The sequence below is a fragment of the Corynebacterium glyciniphilum AJ 3170 genome, from assembly GCF_007673095.1.
Classification (GTDB): Bacteria; Actinomycetota; Actinomycetes; order Mycobacteriales; family Mycobacteriaceae; genus Corynebacterium.
In genome coordinates this window covers 1-20,470 of the sequence record NZ_VDYZ01000022.1, presented here as the reverse complement: position 1 = coordinate 20,470, position 20,470 = coordinate 1, and the positions used below count along the sequence as shown (strand labels likewise).

Annotated in this window: 19 protein-coding genes; 10 read left to right on the top strand and 9 right to left on the bottom strand. The window is 65.5% G+C overall.

Features of this window, described 5'->3' with window-relative positions:
• Positions 1 to 70: 70 nt before the first annotated feature.
• The 5 genes from FS507_RS15500 to FS507_RS15480 form a co-directional block, all read right to left on the bottom strand.
• Positions 71 to 805, bottom strand: a complete 735-nt coding sequence (locus FS507_RS15500) for a YggS family pyridoxal phosphate-dependent enzyme (RefSeq protein WP_145943678.1) — start codon at positions 803 to 805, stop codon at positions 71 to 73.
• Positions 806 to 833: 28 nt separating this feature from the next.
• Positions 834 to 2,879 carry an aminodeoxychorismate synthase component I gene (pabB, locus tag FS507_RS15495; RefSeq protein ID WP_145943677.1) on the bottom strand — a complete coding sequence of 682 codons (2,046 nt, stop codon included), beginning with the start codon at positions 2,877 to 2,879 and terminating at the stop codon, positions 834 to 836.
• Between the two features lie 15 nt (positions 2,880 to 2,894).
• The gene (locus FS507_RS15490) at positions 2,895 to 3,161 is read right to left on the bottom strand and encodes a metal-sensitive transcriptional regulator (RefSeq protein WP_038550036.1); all 267 of its coding nucleotides are present in this window, start codon (positions 3,159 to 3,161) and stop codon (positions 2,895 to 2,897) included.
• Positions 3,162 to 3,225: 64 nt separating this feature from the next.
• Positions 3,226 to 5,664, bottom strand: a complete 2,439-nt coding sequence (gene ppsA / locus FS507_RS15485) for a phosphoenolpyruvate synthase (protein WP_145943676.1) — start codon at positions 5,662 to 5,664, stop codon at positions 3,226 to 3,228.
• Positions 5,665 to 5,701: 37 nt separating this feature from the next.
• Entirely contained in the window at positions 5,702 to 6,505 is an 804-nt protein-coding gene (locus tag FS507_RS15480) for a pyruvate, water dikinase regulatory protein (RefSeq protein WP_145943675.1), read from the bottom strand.
• A 212-nt stretch (positions 6,506 to 6,717) separates the two neighbouring features.
• Between FS507_RS15480 and FS507_RS15475 the strand changes: the two genes are divergently transcribed.
• From FS507_RS15475 to FS507_RS15465, 3 genes are all read left to right on the top strand, one after another.
• A complete protein-coding gene (locus tag FS507_RS15475; protein WP_145943674.1) occupies positions 6,718 to 7,269 on the top strand; it encodes an LppP/LprE family lipoprotein in 552 nt (183 codons plus the stop codon).
• Positions 7,270 to 7,304: 35 nt separating this feature from the next.
• The gene (locus FS507_RS15470) at positions 7,305 to 7,697 is read left to right on the top strand and encodes a MerR family transcriptional regulator (protein WP_186314724.1); all 393 of its coding nucleotides are present in this window, start codon (positions 7,305 to 7,307) and stop codon (positions 7,695 to 7,697) included.
• A gap of 117 nt (positions 7,698 to 7,814) precedes the next feature.
• Positions 7,815 to 9,029 (top strand): MFS transporter, encoded by a 1,215-nt coding sequence (locus FS507_RS15465; protein ID WP_222121444.1) that lies wholly within the window; start codon positions 7,815 to 7,817, stop codon positions 9,027 to 9,029.
• 20 nt (positions 9,030 to 9,049) lie between these two features.
• Here FS507_RS15465 and FS507_RS18555 read toward each other — a convergent pair whose 3' ends face one another.
• The 4 genes from FS507_RS18555 to FS507_RS15445 form a co-directional block, all read right to left on the bottom strand.
• A complete protein-coding gene (locus FS507_RS18555) occupies positions 9,050 to 10,594 on the bottom strand; it encodes a hypothetical protein (RefSeq protein WP_260853559.1) in 1,545 nt (514 codons plus the stop codon).
• The gene (locus FS507_RS15455; protein WP_145943673.1) at positions 10,591 to 11,334 is read right to left on the bottom strand and encodes an ATP-binding cassette domain-containing protein; all 744 of its coding nucleotides are present in this window, start codon (positions 11,332 to 11,334) and stop codon (positions 10,591 to 10,593) included. Before FS507_RS15455 ends, FS507_RS18555 begins: the two co-directional genes overlap by 4 nt.
• Before the next feature lie 88 nt (positions 11,335 to 11,422).
• Positions 11,423 to 12,133: a response regulator transcription factor gene (locus tag FS507_RS15450; protein WP_145943672.1), complete on the bottom strand. Its 711-nt coding sequence runs from the start codon at positions 12,131 to 12,133 to the stop codon at positions 11,423 to 11,425.
• Entirely contained in the window at positions 12,130 to 13,422 is a 1,293-nt protein-coding gene (locus FS507_RS15445; protein WP_186314723.1) for a sensor histidine kinase, read from the bottom strand. Before FS507_RS15445 ends, FS507_RS15450 begins: the two co-directional genes overlap by 4 nt.
• 597 nt (positions 13,423 to 14,019) lie before the next feature.
• Here FS507_RS15445 and FS507_RS15440 point away from each other — a divergent pair.
• The 7 genes from FS507_RS15440 (at position 14,020) to FS507_RS15410 (ending at position 20,334) form a co-directional block, all read left to right on the top strand.
• Positions 14,020 to 15,024: a tyrosine-type recombinase/integrase gene (locus tag FS507_RS15440; protein ID WP_186314722.1), complete on the top strand. Its 1,005-nt coding sequence runs from the start codon at positions 14,020 to 14,022 to the stop codon at positions 15,022 to 15,024.
• Complete coding sequence (locus tag FS507_RS15435; RefSeq protein WP_145943669.1) at positions 15,017 to 15,589, top strand: hypothetical protein; 573 nt, start codon at positions 15,017 to 15,019, stop codon at positions 15,587 to 15,589. The genes FS507_RS15440 and FS507_RS15435 overlap by 8 nt, the downstream gene beginning before the upstream one ends.
• 186 nt (positions 15,590 to 15,775) lie before the next feature.
• Complete coding sequence (locus tag FS507_RS15430; RefSeq protein ID WP_186314721.1) at positions 15,776 to 16,000, top strand: helix-turn-helix transcriptional regulator; 225 nt, start codon at positions 15,776 to 15,778, stop codon at positions 15,998 to 16,000.
• Positions 16,000 to 16,572: a hypothetical protein gene (locus tag FS507_RS15425; protein WP_145943668.1), complete on the top strand. Its 573-nt coding sequence runs from the start codon at positions 16,000 to 16,002 to the stop codon at positions 16,570 to 16,572. The genes FS507_RS15430 and FS507_RS15425 overlap by 1 nt, the downstream gene beginning before the upstream one ends.
• Before the next feature lie 337 nt (positions 16,573 to 16,909).
• Entirely contained in the window at positions 16,910 to 18,361 is a 1,452-nt protein-coding gene (locus FS507_RS15420; protein ID WP_145943667.1) for a hypothetical protein, read from the top strand.
• Between the two features lie 775 nt (positions 18,362 to 19,136).
• Positions 19,137 to 19,646, top strand: a complete 510-nt coding sequence (locus tag FS507_RS15415) for an MmpS family transport accessory protein (protein WP_145943666.1) — start codon at positions 19,137 to 19,139, stop codon at positions 19,644 to 19,646.
• A 358-nt stretch (positions 19,647 to 20,004) separates the two neighbouring features.
• Positions 20,005 to 20,334 (top strand): hypothetical protein, encoded by a 330-nt coding sequence (locus tag FS507_RS15410; RefSeq protein ID WP_145943665.1) that lies wholly within the window; start codon positions 20,005 to 20,007, stop codon positions 20,332 to 20,334.
• Positions 20,335 to 20,470 lie beyond the last annotated feature (136 nt).

Sequence of the window (20,470 nt, the reverse complement as noted above, 5' to 3'; positions counted from 1 at the left end):
CGGCAGCCCGTTCAGAATAAACTACCGACCACCGATTCACCAACACGGGACACACAGTGCATGTCAGAGCCTATTTCTTCGGGTAGTCCCGGGCTCCGAAGATTGCTGTACCGACGCGGACGCATGTCGCCCCCTCCTCAATTGCGGTGCGGAAGTCGCCTGACATACCCATGGACAGTTCGGTCAACAACTCCGGGTCCACGACTCCCTCACGTCGCGCACTGTCCCTGATCCCCCGCAACTGGGAGAAACACCGGCGGACTTCGCCGATGTCATCGGTGTTGGAGGCCACTGTCATGAAACCACGGACACGGAGGCGGTCACACCGGGCCGCCGCAGCGAGGATCGTCCCGACATCCTGGGGCGCAGCACCTGTCTTCGCCTCTTCGCCGGAGGTGTTCACCTGGACCAGGACATCCAGTGTGCGGTCCAGCCCGTCCAGTCTGCGTTGCAGTGCCTCGGCGAGCCTGACCGAGTCCAGCGCCTGGAACTCATGGGCGTGCTCAGCGATGACCTTGGCTTTGTTGGTCTGCAGGTGGCCGATCGCAATCCACCGCACCGGCAGGTCGGACATCTCGACCGCCTTCCGCTGGACCTCCTGCGGCTTGTTCTCGGCGAACTCGTGCATGCCTGCCGCCACTGCGGAACGTAGGCGCTCGACCGGCACCGTCTTGCTGACAGGCAGGAGCCGTACCTCCGCGGGGCCCCGTCCTGCCTCCAGCGCCGCAGCGTCGACCTGCGCGCGAACGGCGGCGACAGCGTCCCGGAGGTCTTTCACGTCGTCGTGTTCCCCATCGTTGTGCATGCCCACCGAGCCTAGTCGAGCATGCCCTTCAGAGTCTCAGCAGCGGCACGGCCTTGACCACCGTCTCCTCGTACTCGCCGTCCGGCGTGGACTGGGCCACCACGGCCCCACCCACCCCGTAGCTCAGACCTGCGAACGAATCGTCCCCGGTGTACTCGGCGACGAGAGTCCGGATCACCACGGAGAGGTCCACGGAACCGTCCAACGAGAAGTACCCGATCGCGCCGCTGTAGACCCCCCGCGGCCGGTCTTCGATGTCCTCGAGGATGCGCATCGTCCGTTCCTTCGGGGCGCCGGTCATCGATCCGGGAGGAAACGCGGCGCGGACGGCGTCTGTCCCACTGAGGCCGCCGGCCAGTTCTGCGGTGACGGTGCTGACCAGCTGGTGGACCGTCGCATAACTCTCCACGGCGAAGAGCTCCGGAACCTCGACCGTCCCCGGCGCGGCGACGCGGCCGAGATCATGACGGACCAGGTCGACGATCATGAGGTTCTCCGCACGGTCTTTCTCGCTGGCCCGGAGTTCGGCGCGGATATTCTCGTCCGCCTCGTCCGACTTCCCCACCGGCCGGGTCCCCTTGATCGGCGAGGACGTGATCCGTCCTGCCGCATCGACGCTGAGGAACCGCTCCGGGGAGGTCGACATCACCGTCGCACCCGGTAGTCGCAGGTAGGCACCGAACGGAGCCGGGTTATCACGCCGCAACCGGTGGTAGAGCTCCAGTGTGTCCGGTGCTCCCGCTGCAGGAGTCGCCTCGAGCGTGGTCGTCAGGCAGGCCTCGTAGGTTTCTCCCTCACCGATCAGTCGTTGGATCTCCCGGACCTTGGCCGTGTAGCTGTCCCGCCCGTGGAGCTCGACGGTCAGGGACCCGTCGCCGCGGTGTTCTCTCTGATCCACGGACAGCGTCCGGACGATACGGGCGACGTCCTCCTGCCACTGCTCGCCGTGCGCACCGTCAAGCACCAGGAGCCGGGCCTCGCCCTCCTCATGGTCGATGACGACGGCCCGGTCGAGGAACAGCAGTCCGGCATCGGGTACCGGGGAGGCATGCCGGTTCGCGGCGCCCTCGCCACCGGAACAGTCGCTCTTGACTCCGTAGCCGAGGTACCCGACCCATCCGAGTCGGAAGCCGCCGGTCGCCGACGGGTCGGACGGGTCGGAGGTGTCTTCGGTGATGTTCCACGTGGCGAGGTCCGCCTGCAGCCAGCTCAGGACGTCGTCGCTGACGACCTCCCGGTGGCCGTCCCGGGTGACCTCCAGCGTCCCGGCGCCGACGTCGGCGGTGACGACCGTGTCCGAGGCGCCCATGATGCTGAACCTCGCCCGGGGGTCCCGGTCGCGGTTCCCGTCCAGCCACACCGCGTGCCGGGTGAGTGCGGCGTCGCCGTAGAGGCGGTGGAACAGTTCCTCGGACAGGAGCCGGGGATCACCACCCGGCAGGGGTACCGTCCGCACCCGCACACGGCGGACCGTGCCGTGGGCCCGGGTCATGGCGGTGAAGTTCGCCAGCAGGTCTCGGCCATGACAGGACTTCACCGACTCCGGGTGGAACTGCACCCCCCACAGCCGCGCTTCGGGAACGCTGAGCCCCATCACGGTCCCGTCGGCGCTACGCGCGGAGACCTCGATGTGCGCCGGGACGTCCGAGACGGCCAGCGAGTGGTAGCGCACGACGTCGAATGAGGAGGGCAGCCCGTGGAACAGGTCACTGCCGTTGTGCTCGATGCGGGAGAGTCGACCGTGCACGGGCTCCGACGCCGGACCGACCGTGGCCCCGTGCATGTGGGCGATGAGCTGGTGGCCGAGGCAGATGCCCAGCACGGGCAGACCGAGTTCCACGGCGCTGCGGATGACGTCCGTACAGATGCCTACGTCGGCGGGCCTCAGCGGTGTGCCCGGCCCCGGCGAGATGACCACGTTGTCGACGGCCGCCAGGAGATCTCGCCCGCCGGACGCCCAGCCGTCCCAGTCATTCGCGACGACGACCGGGGCGACACCGTTGACCCGGGTGAGGTCGTGCACCAGGTTCCAGGTGAACGAGTCGTGGTTGTCGATGAGCAGCGTTCGGATCACCGGGATCACATTACGTCACGCCAGGGACAGGAAGAGCTTCTCCATCTCGTCCTCCCAGTCCTCCGGGACGTCGCCGTCCTCTGCGTTGAGGCAGTCCCGCATCCCGCCGGAGATCGCCTTGACCCCGGCGCGGTCGAGCGCGCGGGACACCGCGGCGAGCTGGGTGACGATGTCCCGGCACTCGCGGTCATTCTCGATCATCGTGATCACCCCGTCGAGTTGGCCACGGGCACGCCGCAGTCTCTTCAGAACAGCGTCGGACGTCGGATCGGTGAGTTTCACTGGAAGCTCCTGGAGAGGTCGGATCGTGTGAGGGGATACTTTCGTCACTATACCCGGGCCGACACTACGTGTTCCCGCCTCCGTCCGACTCGCCGGCCAGTGCCAACCACGTTTTCACGACGGTGTCCGGGGTCAGCGACATCGACCCGATGCCCTGTTCCACCAGCCACTCCGCGAATCCAGGGTGGTCGGACGGTCCCTGCCCGCAGATGCCGACGTACTTCTCGCGCGCCACGCAGGTGCTGATGACCGATCCGATCACCTTCAGCACCGCCGGGTCGCGTTCGTCGAAGTCATGGGCGACCAGGTCAGAATCGCGGTCGACGCCCAGAACGAGTTGGGTCATGTCATTCGACCCGATGGAGAAACCGTCGACGTGGTCGAGGAACTCGTCGGCCAGGAGGTAGTTCGACGGCACCTCGCACATCATCACGACCTGCAACCCCTTCCCCGCTGCGTCCTCTGCCCCGGATCCACGTTCCAGCCCGTGGGTCGCCATGACCTCGAGCACGTCCTGCAGCTCGTCCACGGTGCGCACGAAGGGGACCATGATGCGGACGTTGGTCAGCCCCATCTCCTCACGGACGCGTCGTAACGCCTCACACTCCAGGGCGAAGCAGTCCCGGAACTCCTCGGACACGTAGCGCGCCGCACCCCGGTAGCCGATCATGGGGTTCTCCTCCTTCGGCTCGAACTGTTCGCCGGCGAGGAGGTTCGCGTACTCGTTGGTCTTGAAGTCCGACAGCCGCACGATCACCGGTTTCGGGTCGAAGGCCGCGGCGATCGTGGACACACCTTCAGCGACCCGCCGGATGAAGAACTCCTCCGGGGACGGGTACGCCGCGGTGAGTTCGTCGACCTGTGACCGCACCTCGTCTGACAGCGAGTCCCGTTCCAGGAGCGCCCTGGGGTGCACTCCGATCTGTCGGTTGATGATGAACTCCATCCGTGCCAGCCCGACACCTTCGTTGGGCAGTGACGAGAACGCGAACGCCTGGTCAGGGGTCGCGACGTTCATCATCAACTTCGTCGGGATCTCCGGCATCGCGTCCAGCCGGGTCTCCTTCTCCTCGAAGGCGACGGCGCCGCGGTAGACGCGGCCCGTGTCCCCCTCGGCACACGAGACGGTCACCTCGTCGCCGTCGGGCAGCACGGATGTTGCGTCGCCTGTACCGACGATGGCGGGGATGCCCAGTTCCCGGGCGATGATCGCGGCGTGGCAGGTCCGTCCCCCGCGCTCGGTGATGATCGCCGACGCCCGTTTCATCACCGGTTCCCAGTCCGGGTCGGTGATCTCGGCGACGAGCACGTCCCCGGTGTCCATCGTGTCCATGTCGCGGATGGAGCGCAGGACACGCACCGGGCCTGATCCGATACGTTGGCCGATGGACCGGCCTTCCGCGAGGACCTCGGCCGAGTCGGCCGCCGCGCGGTCGATCTCGAACCGGGTCAGGACCTGACCGTCCTGTCCCCTCCGGGACACCACGGTCTCCGGCCGGGCCTGCAGGATGTAGAGCTGACCGTCCACACCGTCGCGCCCCCACTCGATGTCCATGGGGCGTCCGTAGTGCTCCTCGATCGCGACGGCGTGGCGCGCCAGTTCAGTGACCTCGTCATCGTCGATGGAGAACTGTGCGCGGTCGGCCGGGTCGACGTCCTCCCACCGGGTCGCCGAATCTATGCCGGTCCCCTCTGCGTAACGCATCGCGACCGCCTTCTCCCCCACGGTGCGGGAGAGGACGGCGTCCCTGCCGGACTTCCCGTCCTTGATCGCGGGCTTGTAGACGTAGAACTCGTCCGGGTTCACCGCGCCCTGCACCACCGCCTCACCGAGTCCGTAGGAGGAGGTGATGAACACTGCGCGGTCGAATCCGGACTCGGTGTCCACAGTGAACATCACGCCGGACGCCCCGATGTCGGTACGCACCATGCGCTGGATGCCGGCGGAGAGCGCGACATCGGCGTGCACGAATCCGTGGTGGACACGGTAGGAGATCGCCCGGTCGTTGTAGAGAGAGGCGAAGACCGCCTTCACCGCCTCGAGAAGGTTGTCGATACCCCCGATATTCAGGAAGGTCTCCTGCTGACCTGCGAAAGACGCGTCCGGGAGGTCCTCGGCCGTGGCGCTGGAGCGGACCGCCCAGGTGACGTCGTCCGGACGGGGGTCAGACGCGACGAGGTCCTCGTAGGCGTCCCGGATGTCGCGTTCCAGCTCCTGCGGGAAGGGCTGATCCAGGATCCATCCGCGGATCTGCTCACCCCGTCGGGAGAGCTCGGTGACGTCGTCGGTGTCGAGGTCCTCGAGAATCCCCTCGATCTTCTTGTCGAGGCCGTTGACGGCGAGGAAGTCACGGAATGCGTCGGCGGTGGTGGCGAAACCACCGGGGACCCGTACTCCGGCGTCGGCGAGGTTGACGACCATTTCGCCGAGCGAGGCATTCTTGCCGCCGACCTGGGCGACGTCGTCCATGCCGATGTCAGTGAACGCGAGGATAGTGGTCATGGTGGTGTTCCTGTTCATTTCCGGGGATGGTGGGTCCCTACGGCTGTCGCAGATTCATCCTGGTGAGAATGACGCTGGACATCTCCTCGACGCTCATGGCATGGGAGTCGACGTAGGGGATCTTGTGGGAACGGTAGAGTTTCTCCGCCTGGCGGAGTTCCGTACGGCACTGGGCGACGCTGGCGTACTGACTGCCGGGTCGGCGTTCCCCGCGGACCTGGCTGAGCCGTTGCACGGTCGTGGTCAGCCCGAACAGCCTGTCCTGGAAAGCGGCGACAGCGTCCGGGAGATGACCGGGGGTGTCGTCGTCGGTCAACGGGTAGTTGGCCACCCGCAGACCGTGCTGCAGTGCCAGGTACATCGCCGTCGGCGTCTTTCCGCACCGGGACGGGGCGAGGATGATGAGGTCCGCACTGTCCAGGCCGCGGAAACTCGCGGCATCGTCATGCTCGATGGTGTACTCCACGGCGTTGATACGGTCGTGGTAGCGGCCGAGGTCACCGACCCGGTGGTACTCCGTCGCCGTGCCCGTCCGCTCTGCGCCCAGGAACTGCTCCAGATGGGTCAGGTGGGCACCGAGCAGATCAATGACCTCGCCGGAGGCTTCCGAGACGATGTCCGCGACCGCGGCGTCCCTGATCGTGACGAAGACGATCGGTACGTCGCCGTCCTCCCCCGCGATCGTCGTGACCGCCCGGGCTGCGGCTTCCACGGAGTCAACGAACGGGAGCACCCTCCTGCGGAACGAGAACCCGGGGAACTGGGCGAGCAGCGCATTACCCTGCGTCTCCGCGGTGATGCCCGTGCTGTCGGACACGAAGAAAACAGGCCTGGGCACCATGCGCCACCACCTCCACCTTCCGTATAGACGCCAGCACGAGACCACCCGACTTTAACACTGGAAGGTGCCGCAGATGTCCGAATTCACCCCCGTTCAGGCCTAGCTGCCGCCGGTCGGACATGTAACGTTCCACCCCTGACGTTCGGTCGCACCAGGTGCACGGCTTTCACCACCATCACCGCACCACTGATGTTCCGGAAAGGAGTCGGGCAATGACCTCCCGGACACATACGACACACCACCCCCGAATCCTTGCGGCCACAGCGGCCACACTTCTTGTCGTCGGCGGGACCGCTGCGACTGTCGCCACCAGTGCAGCGCAGGAGCCGCCCCCGTCCGCCACTGTTCCCGCACCGGGCACGCCCTCGGCCGAGGAGGCGGCACAGATCGCCGCAGAACGGACCCCTGTCACCAGTCTCGGCCCGTGGACTGCCGAGGGTGCCGACATCACCGCCTACAACCCTGACCTGCCGCTCTCAGCGGTCGTCCTCAACGTCGACGGCGCGACCGGAAGCTCACCGCAGCAGGTGGCCCTGTTCGACCACGGCGTATACGTCGGTACCACCGTCCCGGACAGCTACCCGTACCAGCAGGTGACCCGCATCGCCGGCAATATCGTCCAGGTTGACTACCGGTTCCTGCTCCCCGGAGACTCCACTGCAGATCCGAGCGGTACGGCAACGTCCCACTACATCCTCTATCCGCAGCACATCGAACGCACCGGGGCACTACCGCCCGGCGGTGGTGTGCCCCCGGCTGGGTGACACCGGACTCTGGCTCGGCACGTACTGTGACGGGCATGGCTGACGATGAACCACTGGGGATCGGTGACCTGGCGGAGCGCATCGGGGTGACGCCCCGTGCGCTGCGACACTATGAACAGCAGCAACTCCTGTCACCGGGGCGTATGGAGAACGGCTACCGGTTCTACGACCGGACGCTGGCGGTACGTGCCGCCAACATCAAGAAGCTCTTCGACCTCGGACTCAGTGCCGACGACATCCGGCCCCAGATCGATGAAGGGTGTCTCGACACACCCGTCGAGCAGCGTCCTGCGTGCCGGGAGGAACTCGCGCCGATTCATGCGCGTCTGGACACGCTGGACGAGCTCATCGCCCGGCTTGAGCAGTCGAGGAACCGGTTGCAGGAGCACGCGGACAGCATCACCGCATCGCTCGCTCGGCCCCGCTGACCCGGGAAATCCGCGTCCTCCTCGTCGCCCCATGCCCCTCCGGGTTGACCCTGACGCTAGCGGCACAGTCCTACGTTCGTGCGGTCAGACGTCCCCGACCCGACGAGGATCATCCCCATGCCCGCCTCCCCGCACCCGACCTCGGCAACCCCGTCCATGAGATGGCTACCCGGCCTGTTGCTCGCGACGTTCGTCATCGGGACGGACGATTTCATCATCGCCGGTATCCTCCCGGAGCTCGCCGTGGCCTTCGACGTCACCGAAGCCGCAGCAGGGCAGCTGGTGACAGTGTTCTCCCTGGTGTACGCGGTTGCTGCACCAGTCATGGCCCTGTTCACCGCCCGACTGTCCAGACGCGCGTTGATCGTCGGCGGACTGACGGTGTTCGCGCTGATCAACGCAGCCACCGTACTCGCACCCTCGTACGCCGCGCTGATGGCGCTGAGAGTGGCCGCTGCGCTGGTGGGAGCAACCGTCACCCCCGCCGCATTCGCCACCGCGGGAGGTCTCGCCCCTCCCGAGCGCAGCGGACGTGCCATCGGCGTCGTCGCAGCGGGGCTCACAGTCTCCCTGATCGTCGGCGTTCCCGTCGGTTCGTGGCTGGGTGGGCTTTTCGGCTGGCAGGCCACGTTTGTCCTGGTAGCCACACTGACTGTCGCCGCGGTTTTCATCACCGGGCTGACTCTCCCCGCCCTTCCCGGAACAACGGGCACGGGGCTCCGGGAACGGTTGCAGCTGCTGCGCCGCCCCTCGGTACTGAGCTGTGTCGCCGGAACCGTCTTCGGTGCGACCGCCGGCTTCATGCCCTACACCTTCATCGTCCCGGTGGTCACCGATCTGACCGGAGTGGAGAGGACGCTCATCCCGGTGACGATCGGTGTCATCGGTATCGCCGGGGCGATCGGTACGGTCGCCGGAGGACGGTTGAACGACCGGTGGGGTCCCGACCGTACGATCCTGACGCTGATGGCGGTCATGGCCACGACGACCGTCCTGTTGTCACTGGCGGGGCCACTGTTCGGTGGCGACGCTCCGTACTGGCTCTTTCTCACCGTGCTTGCTGTGTGGGGTGCGGCAGTGTGGGCGTACAACCCGCCCATGAACGCACGTGCCCTGCGCCTGGCGGGAGATGCCGGGACGGAGGCGGTGGCCCTCAACACCAGTGGCCTGTACATCGGCATCGCCGTGGCCGGGGCGCTCGGCGGCGTCGCCCTCTCCGTCGGCGACGGAGCCCTGGTACTGGGGCTGTCTGGTGCCGTTGTCGTCCTCGGGATGCTGTTCATGTCGCTGGCCGTCCGTCGTTTCCCCAGCAGCGCATCTTCCGACCAGTGACGTGCCATGCATCACCGCGGTCAGCCCTCTCCCCTTCTCTCGAAAGCGCGGAACTCCCGGCGCGCCCAGACTGCCGACACGACGCTGAGACCGGTCAGCACCGCCAAGGCCACCAGGGAACGTCCTCCGGCCAGGGCTGTCTCCGGCCATGACGGAAGCGCGATGATCCACAGGCCGGTGTCCGCAAGCACGTCGCCTCCGAGGGTCAGCGACACCACCGTCCACACGATTGTCGCCGCCACGGCTGTCGCGGTACCGACGCGGACGCACAACGCAGTCGACACGAACACGAGCACTGCCCCGGTGAGGACCGACAGCACCACCGACCACCGGACGTCAGAGCTGGCAGCACCCGCTGCCAGCGCACCACCGGCGGCAGCGACCGAGAGCGTGACAACCACGCCCACCTGCCACAGCAGGTAGGCACCGGCCGAGCGGTGGTTCTCCAGAACCGTCACCCGCCAGGTCCTGGCCATCACCGGCCACGTGATCACGGGGAGAAGGCCTGCTCCCAGCGGGAGCAGGACGAACGTCCAGAGTTGAGTGACGTATGACGGTGGGTAGACGGCCGCGACGACGACAATGAGCAGGACAGCCGACAAGACTGCCGGGGCCGCGAGTGTCCGTCGTAACGCCAGAGTCACCCCCGCCACGGCGCCGGTACGGGTCATCCCCGAAGAGCGCGGGCCGGGCGACGGCGCCGGAAGCACGCCGCTCACCAGTCCTCCATGAGGTTCGCCTGCGGTCGTCCGGTCGGATCGCCTGCCCCTACGACGAGGATGCCGGCCCCGGGGAACACTGACGAACACAGAGACTGCACCAGCGACCACGATGAGACAGAGAGTCAGGATCAGCGCGGTCGGCGCTCCCAGGGGGTCTCCGCCGCTGATCGACTCGCCCGGTGCAAGCGGAACTGCATTGGCGTGAACCCCCAGTACGGGAAGGAGCAGCCGGATGGGCCATGAGGGAGGAAATGCCCACCAGGTTTCCGACTCGGCAACCAACTTTCCTGCCACCTGTGCGATGACCGACAGAACGAGGACGGGGATCAAGCCGGAGAATCTGGCGACGACACCGGCGACGGCGATCACCCCCAGGCTCCCGATCCACGCCAACAGTCCCGTCGTGAATACCCGGCCCGATCCCTCGACGCCGCCGAGGAGAACAAACAACCAGGTCACTCCGAAATTTGCACCGTGGAACACCACAGATACCGCACACAGTACAAGGAGACGTCCCGCCCGTACCCTCACAGGAGAAACGGGACGCAGATCAGTGCCCCCGGACCTCGCGCGACGTTCCCGTGTTTCCGCCAGTGCGGCCAACAGGGCCATCAGCGGCATGGCCATACCGGTGACGTACATCGACTGCCAGAAGATGATGACGTCCGCATTCGGCGCCCCCGCCGTAGCGATGGCGAGCGCCGAGCTGATCGCGCCGAGAACCAGGCCGACAGCGGGAAACCACTGCACCGCCGAATGCCGTGTCCGGATCAGTTCTGCCCGGATGATCCCGTCCCACGTCCCGAACCGGGCCGGTCTCACTCTGTTACCGGTGACGGTCATCGGCCGGCCTCCGGAACCGACTGCCCCTGTGTCAGACGGAAGAACTCTTCCTCCAGATGGCCGGGAGCGGCGAAATCACTGACGGGGCCTGAGTAAGCGGCTTTCGTGGCGGCCAGGATCGTGATGTCGTCGGCCAGCCGGGCAACCTCACCCAACTGGTGGGAGCTGACGAGAACCGTCCCTCCCTGATCCGCCCACTCACGGAGGAAGAACCGCAGATCCGCGATGCCTTGAGGGTCCAGGCCGTTCTGCGGCTCGTCGAGGAGCAGTATCGGAGGCGTTCCCAGCATGGCGATTGCCAGCGCAAGCCTGGCTTTCATACCGGTGGAGAAGGACTTCACCCTCTTCCGTCCGGTGTCCCCCAGCCCGACTGTCGCCAGTACGCTGTCCACGGAATCGTCGTCCAGTCCGAGCAGGCGTGCGTGCACACGTCCGTTTTCCCGTGCCGACAGATGCGGGTAGAGAGCGGGCCCGTTGACCGAGGCTCCGATGTTGAGCAGGGACTGCCGGTCCCGCGGCTCCCCCAGGATCTCCACTGATCCGGAATGACGGTCCTCCAGGCCGAGGATGATGCGGAACCAGGTTGACTTCCCTGCGCCGTTCGGCCCGAGAAGAGCATGTACGCGTCCTGAGTGCACCGTCATACTGACGTCGTCCAGAACCTGTTGTCCGGAGTAGCTGATGGACAGTCCGTGGCAGGACACTGCCGGTGGCCCCGGCTGGGATCGTTGATTCGTCATAGCGGCAATGCTGGTCGACCAGTCACGTGACCACATCGGTCCACGGAACGAGATGCATGTCCCGCTGTCCCCCGCGCGGGGGAATACCTCACCGGGGTCCGGTCAGTCCACGTTCGTGCGCGCGGACCGCGAGGCCCACCCTGTCGCGGGCGCCCAGCTTCGTCAGGAGTCGCGAGATGTAGGTCTTCACGGTCTCCTCCCCGATGAACAGGTGGGCGGCGATCTCCGCATTCGTCTCGGCGCGGGCCACGCCTGCCAGCACGTCGGCCTCCCGCGGGGTGAGCGGGTGGTGGCTCCGGTCCGTCGACGTCCCGGCTACGTCACCGCGCCTCTCGCTGCGGCGGAATGCCTCGATGACATAGCCGGTCACCTCCGGCGAGAGCACCGACGCTCCCGCGTGTACCCGCCGTACTGCGTCAATGAGACCCTCTGGACCAGCATCCTTGAGCAGGAATCCCTGGACCCCGACACGCAACGCCCGACGCACCAGTTCCTCGTCGTCGAAGGTCGTGAGCATGAGGATGCGCATCTGCGGATACAGCCGGGTCATCGCGGCGGCAGCATCGATACCGTCGCCCTCGGGCATCCTGATGTCGAGAACAGCCAGGTCAACCGAGTTCTCCTGTGCCACCCTGACCGCCTCGGCGCCGGTGGCGGCTGTCGCCACGACGGTGATGTCCCCCTGCGACTCCAGAATCGTGGTCAGAGCCGCCACGATCAGTGTCTGGTCGTCTGCCAGCAGGAGCCGGATCGGTGCAGGAGAGCCGGCATCGCCGTCGCGCAGATGGTTTGGCGTCATCGTGGTGTCTCTTCCCGGTAGTCTCCGCAAGGCTGTGCCGGGTCAACGGGCAGGACGGTGGACACGGTCACCGTCGGAGTGTCTTCACTACCCACGGAGTGGTCGAAGAGACCGCCAAGACTGGTGACCCGCTCCCGCATGCTGACGATACCGAGTCCGGACCCGCCACCGTTCCGGTCACCGCCAGCACTCCCCTGCGCCTGAGCGGCACGGCTCTGCACGACCGTCTCAATGCGGTTGGTGCCGACCGGTAGCTCAAGACGTACGGTCACGTGAGTTCCTGTGCCCTGGTGCCGCAACGCATTGCCCAGAGATTCCGCGAGGACGCGCTGCACCGCGAGCTGGGTAATCCTGGGTACCGTATCTTCCGCGTTGTCGAGGGCCTGTCCGTCGGGCCAGACACCGTCGACCACCAGCCCCGCATCCCGGAATCTCTGAAGCAGCGCCGGGACCTGCCTCAGTCCGACCGACGGTGGCGGTGTCTGGTCCACCTGCGCTGTCTGTGCGGAGAGGTCGGTCTCGCGGAGAGCCCGGACGATGCTTCGCACCTCGGTCAGCGCCGAGGAGCTGACGTCCCGGATACTCGCCAGCGCAGCATCAGCCCCTCCGGCGGTGTGGCCGGCAACCTGCCCGGCACCTGCCTGGACATTGATGAGCGTAAGGCTGTGGGCGAGGACGTCATGGATTTCACGGGCGATGAGACCGCGTTCTTTCTCCCTCGCTGCGACCTGGGCGTCCTCGGCGATTCTCACCCGTGCTCGTTCCAGTTCACGGGCCTGAGCCGCAGCGTCACGCCGGGAACGTCCGACGAAGAAGACCATGACGAGCATGAGCCACTGGAGGGCCAGCCAGTCCAGTGTGGCGCCCGGATCGTAGACCAGCTCGCCGTCCTCAAGGCGCCACAGCAGGGGCGACACTGCCGTCCCCAACAGCATGACCAGCAGTATCACGGCGCCGGCCCACCGCGGCTGCCCGTACCTGGAGACGGAGTAGACGGCGAGCGGCGCGCACAGGAGCAGCGGGGTGACACCCGAGTTGGAGGGGAGTGCCCACACCCAGTTCGCGGTCCAGAGAGCCAGGAGAAGCGTGACGGCGACGGCGGATGCCAGGGGCTTCGCCCGCCAGAAGACCAGTGCCGGGATAAAGAACACGGTGCACAGTGCCGCGAGGATGGCATGGTGGTCACCGTCCACCGCAATCCACAGGTAGCCGACGGCCACTGCCGTCGCTGCGACGGCGGGAAGCACGTCCTCGAGTCGGACACGACCCGTCTTCGACACAGCAGACATGCCTCCACTGTAACGACGCTCCGGTAGGGCCCAGTCGGGTGTCGGAGGACGACAAAACCCCCGGACGCCATTGACCGGGGGCTGTGCTGTTTGTGGGCCCTGTGGGGGCAGAACCTCGATGTAGGGAGATACCCAACCTGACATGGCCTTATACCCGTTCTGCGCTGGCGTTTCCCATGCTAGTCTAGTGTCAGAACTGGCCAAAACTTGACACGAACTGACGTACAAGTTGCACGATAGTTGCACGGCCACCGGAGCCTACAGAACCCCAGAGAGACGATGGTGAAGAAGAAATCCACCAAGAGCACCCGCCGAGGATTCGGAGCCGTCCGAGAGCTGCCATCCGGCAGGTTTCAAGCCTCATACATCGGCCCTGACATGGGTGCCACGGACCCAGACGCGAAACAGCGATACACGGCCCCGACTACCTTCGACAAGAAGGTCGACGCCGAAGGCTGGCTGTCGGAGGAAAGCAAACTCATCGACCTAGGCGTATGGGAACCCCCAGCAGTGCGACTGGAAAAAACACGGAAGGCGCGAGAGAACAACAAGCTCACCGTCCGAGACCTGTGCAAGCAATGGCTATCTTACGGACACTTGAAAGCCTCGACGGTGGACAGTCACCGACGCCGCCTGGAACTCCGAGTGCTGTGCACGTCGCTGGCCGATGAACCCGTCGTCGGGGTGGACCGAGCACGAATCGCCCTGTGGTGGGCCGAAGTACAGCAACGGTGGCCCGACACCGGCAACACAAACAGCTTCGCCTACAAGAGGCTGCGCACCGCGTTTCAGCACGCCGTCGACGAGATGGAGGTCATCACCACCAACCCTGTCAGGATCAAGGGTGCAGGGACTCCCCCGCGCTCCGGCATCCGGGACCGCCCGGTCATTACCGTCAGTGAAGCGCGGGACCTGGTCGACGGGGTAAGCGACCGGATGAAAGCCCCCGTGGAGGTGTTGCTATACGCCGGACTGCGCTTAGGGGAGCTGCTGGCTCTTAGACGAAAGGACGTCCTGGGGCTGAACGGCGACGGGGCCGTGACGCTACGCGTCCGACGGGATGCCGAGCGTGTCACCGAGCACTACGAGGACCCCACCACCGGCAAACCGAAGCGTCGCCAGATCATGCAGGAGTTCGACACCCCGAAGACCAACGCGGCCAACCGGGACGTGACCCTACCGGAGCCGGTCGGCAACTCCCTCCGCAAGCACTGCCGGGAGTACGTGAAACCGGGGGCGGACGCCCTCATCGTCACCACGAGCACAAGCGCGCGAATGATGGACACCTCATTCAGATCACGGCTCACCCCGGGCAAAAAGAGGGCGGGTCGCAACGACGTGGGACCTCACGACTTCCGCAGGTACTACGGCACCATGCTGGTCACCAATGGTGTCGATCTTGAGTCTGCCCGACGACTCATGGGTCACGAGACTGTCCAACAGCTAATGGAGTACATGAGGGCCGCGTCCGGGTACGAACGGTCCGCTGCCGACGTCCTGGCCCGTGTCATGAAGCAGGGGGCCGATGAGGACCAGGGCGGTGACAAGGAGCAACCCGGCGCGCCGGGGAACACGGAGAAGGGGAACCCCGATAATGAATGAGCCAACGGCGGATGAACACGCAGGACCGGAGCGATTCATAGACGTCGGAGCACGGTACAACGCTGCGTTGGCTGCCAACTGGGATGTCGAGCACCCGGACGGAGAGAGCGAGGCGGTGAAGTGGGTCAGCATCATCGATGGCAAGCGGACGGTCTGCTACTTCCTCCTGTTCTTCAAAGAGGGGGAAATTCATAGGGTCGGGCTAGCACGCAAGCGTAAAGGCAAGCCGCCGAACCCCTTTGATCGAGGTGGAGCGACCGGCCTTGCGGACTGGTTCGCCGCCGGGACCCCGTCCCCGGACGACAGGCGACTGGACGCCCTGGTGGGCGAACTGGTGGCAAGCTTGCGTGACCGCGATGCTGGGCGTGTCGATGCAGACAAGCACCCGGGGACGCCGATGACCGTCGGTGTTCATCTGGTGGTGGACGACAGCGGCGATCATCGCTGGCAGCTCCCCGGATTCAAGATCAGGGGGTCGGTGCTGGCACGAGTGCTGTGGGGGGTCCGGCAGGCGGGGCACAAGCACGTTCCGCTTGGGCTGGTGAGGTCTGCCGCGCGGAGGTAGTAAGCCGGGTGCGTGGAAACGCTGGCGTCGTTGTCCCGGTTTGACTTATACTGGCCGCACGTTCGTTGGACACGATACCGACGTCCGCCGGGGCTGATGCCGTGGGGGGTTGCCATTTCACTTGTCCCGCAGTGGCGCTGACGGGGGTGATTTGGCATACCCAGTTGCCCGGAATCAGGAACTCTCATGAGTGCCACGAAGCGCAGGGCCTCCCTGCAAGAGCACATCGACCGACGTCGTTACGAGACCATGCAGGACGCCGCAGAGCGTACTTGCCTGTCCGTACGCACCATCCGGCGCTACATTTCCGAAGGGAAGCTCACCGGCTACCGAGTTGGGCAGAAGACCATCCGGCTGGACAGTGCCGAGGTCGACGCTATGTTCACCGCCACCACGAAGTGGGTGGCGTAATGCGTAGCTTCAACCCCACCTCCAAGCGCCCCGACGACCTCGCGACGGCACCGACTATCGCCGCTGCTCTAAATAGCGATGTCGACACCCTTCACATCACGCACAGCCCCCTGCGTACCTGGATCACAAGCTTCGACGAGTTCGCGCGTCGCCCCGCCGTACAGGATCACCACACAGCCGAGGACATCCACCTCATGGCCGCCAATGGTGAGATTGCAGCCTTTCGCGAGGGTGGGATACCCGAACGCCCGCGTCGGGTTCTCTATAGCGTTTCCGAAGTGAGGGCAGTGCTCTCGCACCTCTCGCATTTCCGTGAGGATGGCGATGACCAGGACGAGGACCAAGACCCGCACGGTGTCCCCGGAGACCTAGCCAACCTCCCCCAGGCCGTGCAGCGTGTCACCCGGAACGTCACGGTCCCCGACGTGAAGAGGCTCATCGCCCAGGGCAAGGTGAAGAACTGGGCAACGCCGATTGAGGCTGTGCAGGACGGCGTACCAATCGTTGTCGACGTACCGCCCGCCGTCTCCGTCGCCGAACTCGAACGCGTGACGGGAGGTCACCGGGCATGACACACAGTGAAGAATCCCCCCGCACCGGGCAAGTACAGGGGGACAGTGACCGGCTCCGCAGCAGGTTCGACGTCGAGTTTACCACCAGGCGTGCCGACGCTGTCGCGCGATGTGTGCCCCTGCCATGTGGACGCCGCGACCCAAACGGACTGGTCGGCGACGGTGCAGACGTGCCAGAGGGCTACACAATGCCACCGCGCTATCGACCGCGCAGCCTAACGCTAACGACGTTGCGCGACGACTGGACCGACCCCCACCGATCCGACAAGGAACGCCGCGCCATCGTCCTTCACGCCCGAGCATTGCAGCGGGTTAAAGCAGAACGGAGCACCGCCGCATGACAACCCGCATCAACAGCCCCCAGGACGTCGTAGAAACGATGAGCCGACACCGGGGCACCCCGGCAGCCGCCAAGCCCGCAGAACCGCCCCTGACGCCGCTACAACAGGCGCGCCGGGCAACCACACCGGACGATCTGCCCGACGGCCCCGAGCGGATCGTGTTCGCCCACAGCGAGACCACCCGCGCCGTCTGGCACGCCGCACGCGCCCGCATGGGCAGCCCGTGGGCAGCACTGGGCGTAGTCATGGCCGACACCATCGCCGCCACAGGCCCCCACGTCCAACTACCGCCGCTGGTCGGTGGCCCCGGATCATTAAATACGCTGGTCGGACTGGTCGGCGACCCCGGCGGCGGAAAAGGCACAGCCGAGAACATCGCTCACCACCTGTTCAGCGTCGTCGACGACCACAACGACCCCATCGACGTCCCCGAGATGCCCCTAGGCTCCGGCGAGGGCATCGCCGAGCTGTTCACCCGGCGCGGCACCAAAGCCGACGAACCTGCCAAGGCCACGCCGGACAGGGTCAAGTTCCGCATCCCCGAAATCGACGCGCTGACCGCCGCGTCTTCGAAACGCGAGTCCACGATTCTGCCCGTGCTGCGGCAGGCGTTTATGTCCGAGCCGCTCGGACACACAGGAGCCTCGCGCGACACCACCCGCAACGTACCTGCCCACAGCTACAGAATGGCCGTCGTAATGGGCATACAGCCGCGCAGGGCGGGCGGTCTACTCCATGACGCCGACGGGGGTACTCCTCAAAGAGTGTTGTGGCTACCTGTCGCCTACCCCGAGGCACCGGACCACGCCCCGGCAGCACCGGCACCGTTCATCATTCGACTGCCAGCAGGCACCCGGGGAAGCGCTGACTACGGCAACAGTCCGGTGACCATGTCCCTGCCTGACAGCGTCACAGAGCTGGTGAAAGCCAACCGTCTACGCCGACTGCGCGGTGAAGCCGTGGAGGGCCTGGACGGACACCTACTATTCACCACGGAGAAGGTCGCCGCCGCCCTGGCACTCATGGACGGACGGACCAACGTGACCAACGCCGACTGGGACGCCGCTACGGCGGTGATCGAGAAGTCCACTGCCACCCGGGAGCTATGTCGGGACGCGTGCAAGGGTGCCGAGGTCGAGGACAGAGTGAACCGTCGGACGGTCGACGCCGAGGCCGAAGACCAAGCAGCAGAGGCGACAAACCATGCCCTGTCCAAGACGGTCCGCAAGAAGGTGCTCCACATGCTAGAGCAGACCGGCGGCACGCCACTGACCTACCGGGAACTCAACCGGAGCATGAACGGCAACAAGTCCCGGTCGGATGGACGGAGCCAACGCGACCGTCTCGACGATGTCCTAAAGGCACTCATTGGCGACGGGCTGATCCAGGACAGGAACGCCGGGTCCGACGAAGCCCCGGAGATGGAGTACCGCTTGTCCCCCCAGTGAGTTATCCCGTTATCCCAAGTGTCCCAGTGCAGGTCAGATGGCATTTCGAGTTATCCCCGGTGCGCTGTTCAGCTATCCCAGTTATCCCACTCCATCACCGAGCGGGGACATGGGGATAACCGCCGGGGATACCCGTTTAGTACCTTGACCAGCGACGGGACTACGGGGACACGGGGATAACCCCCATCCCCCCACGGACGCCAAGGCCCCGGCGCGCTCACCGTTATGGGAGCAGCGACAGCGGGGACCAGGGGCCGACACCGACAGCGGGAGACTGTCACGGCCACGCTCACAGACTGCCACACCAGCGACCCCGTAGGCAGCGAGCACAGAGCACAATGCGCCCAGGACCTCGACGCGACACGCGCGCCCGTGTACGAAAGCCACGGCACAGCTACGCCCGGGCGCGAAGGCACTCCGTATCCCGAGGCATTTCGCACCGTAGGGCACGTCAGCGGGGGTAGCGGAAGCTACACCGACGAGAGCGATGCAACAAGGGGAAAGTCGCCGCTATCAGTGCATTTCGTAAGGTCCTATCCGGGTGGTTCGTACCCTAGGGGGTAATCCGTCCAGGCGATTCTAAGCGCCTACTTTCTTCGAAGTAATGTTTTGGGCAAGCATTCGGATGTCCGTAACGAGAAGCGAGCCCGGCAGTGCAGGGGCGGACCACTCATCAGCAACAGCGGGCGGCCATCAATGCCCCCAATCTTCGTCTTGCGACCCGACGCCACGGTGGTGTTCGGGCCATATCCCCCTGGCCACGAAAGGCTCCACCATGACCGCACCCGACCCTAACCAGCCGCAGTACCAGCAACAGCCCCAGTACCAGCAGCAGTACCAGCCCGGCCCGCCGCCGAAGAAGAAGTGGTACAAGCGGGCCATCATCATGATCCCGCTCACCTTGATCGTGCTGTTCGTCCTGTTTGTCGGCGGCTGTGTGGCTCTCCTCGGAGGCGCAGCCAACGAGGTCGACAAGGAGATGAACAAAGAGTACGCGGTCACCTACGCAGTCACCGGCGACGCCACCGATGCGACCGCGACCTACACGGTTGAGAACACCAACACGACCCAGGACACCGGCATCGCCGCTGGTTGGACCAAGGACGTGACCATCAAGGGGTTCTCCATTGCGACGTTGAGCGTGACTAACGGCATGAACGACAGTGGTGCCATCACCTGCCAGATTCTTGTCGACGGTGAAGTCGTCAACGAGAACACGGCAAGCGGCCAGTTCGCCTCCGCCTCGTGCAGCGTCAACTCTTCGGACCTTGACAGCGAGCAGTAGTCGTAGGTTCCCGCAACGCCCCCGCAGCACCGTTCACGGGGGCGTTCGTTGTACCCCTACCGAGCCATCCCGACAGGAGACAACCGTGCCGATTCGCCGTACAACCATCGCTGCAATCTTCGCTTTCACCCTTGCCCTCACCGCCTGCGGCAATAGCGATGAGGGCACCACACCCACAACGACAAGCAGTGCCACCTCTACCAGCGCTGCTACCTCGACGACGTCAAGCGCAATTAGCAGCACGACTACCGAAACTCCCGAACCAGAACTCACACCGGAAGAGCCTGTAGCCGCAGAACCGTACGTCGTCGAGTGCCTGCCTGACCCGCCAGGCCCCGCAACATGGTCTGATGGAACGGTGAAATTCTCCCAGGACTGCTACGACCAGGGGGTTGCGACCCGAGGCGCTTATCAGTGTCCAGGTACTGACTCGTACGTCGATGATCTTTCACTGTGTGGGAATCCCCAGGGTGCCCCCGACCCCGCCACAATCCCCTACGCAGAGGGAGGCACCTGCGCCGCCGCAGACTGTGGTTACGGCTACGACGACTACGGCAACCGGAACCCCTCATCCGGCGAGATTCAAGGACGCCACTTGTGCCAGGACGGTTACATCAATGACCCCGAGTACTGTGCGGCTATCGAAGACGTCTTCGCCAACAACGCCGACTACCGCGACTGGGAGTAACTTCTAGACTCATCCAGCTAGCGGCGGCGACGGAAGTCCACACGTGGAGGAGTTCGGTGCGGCGAGCTCTAGGTGTAGTTCCCCGTGAGGTTGTGAACACGCGCTGAGGGAGTCAAACCTCCGATAGCGGTGTGGG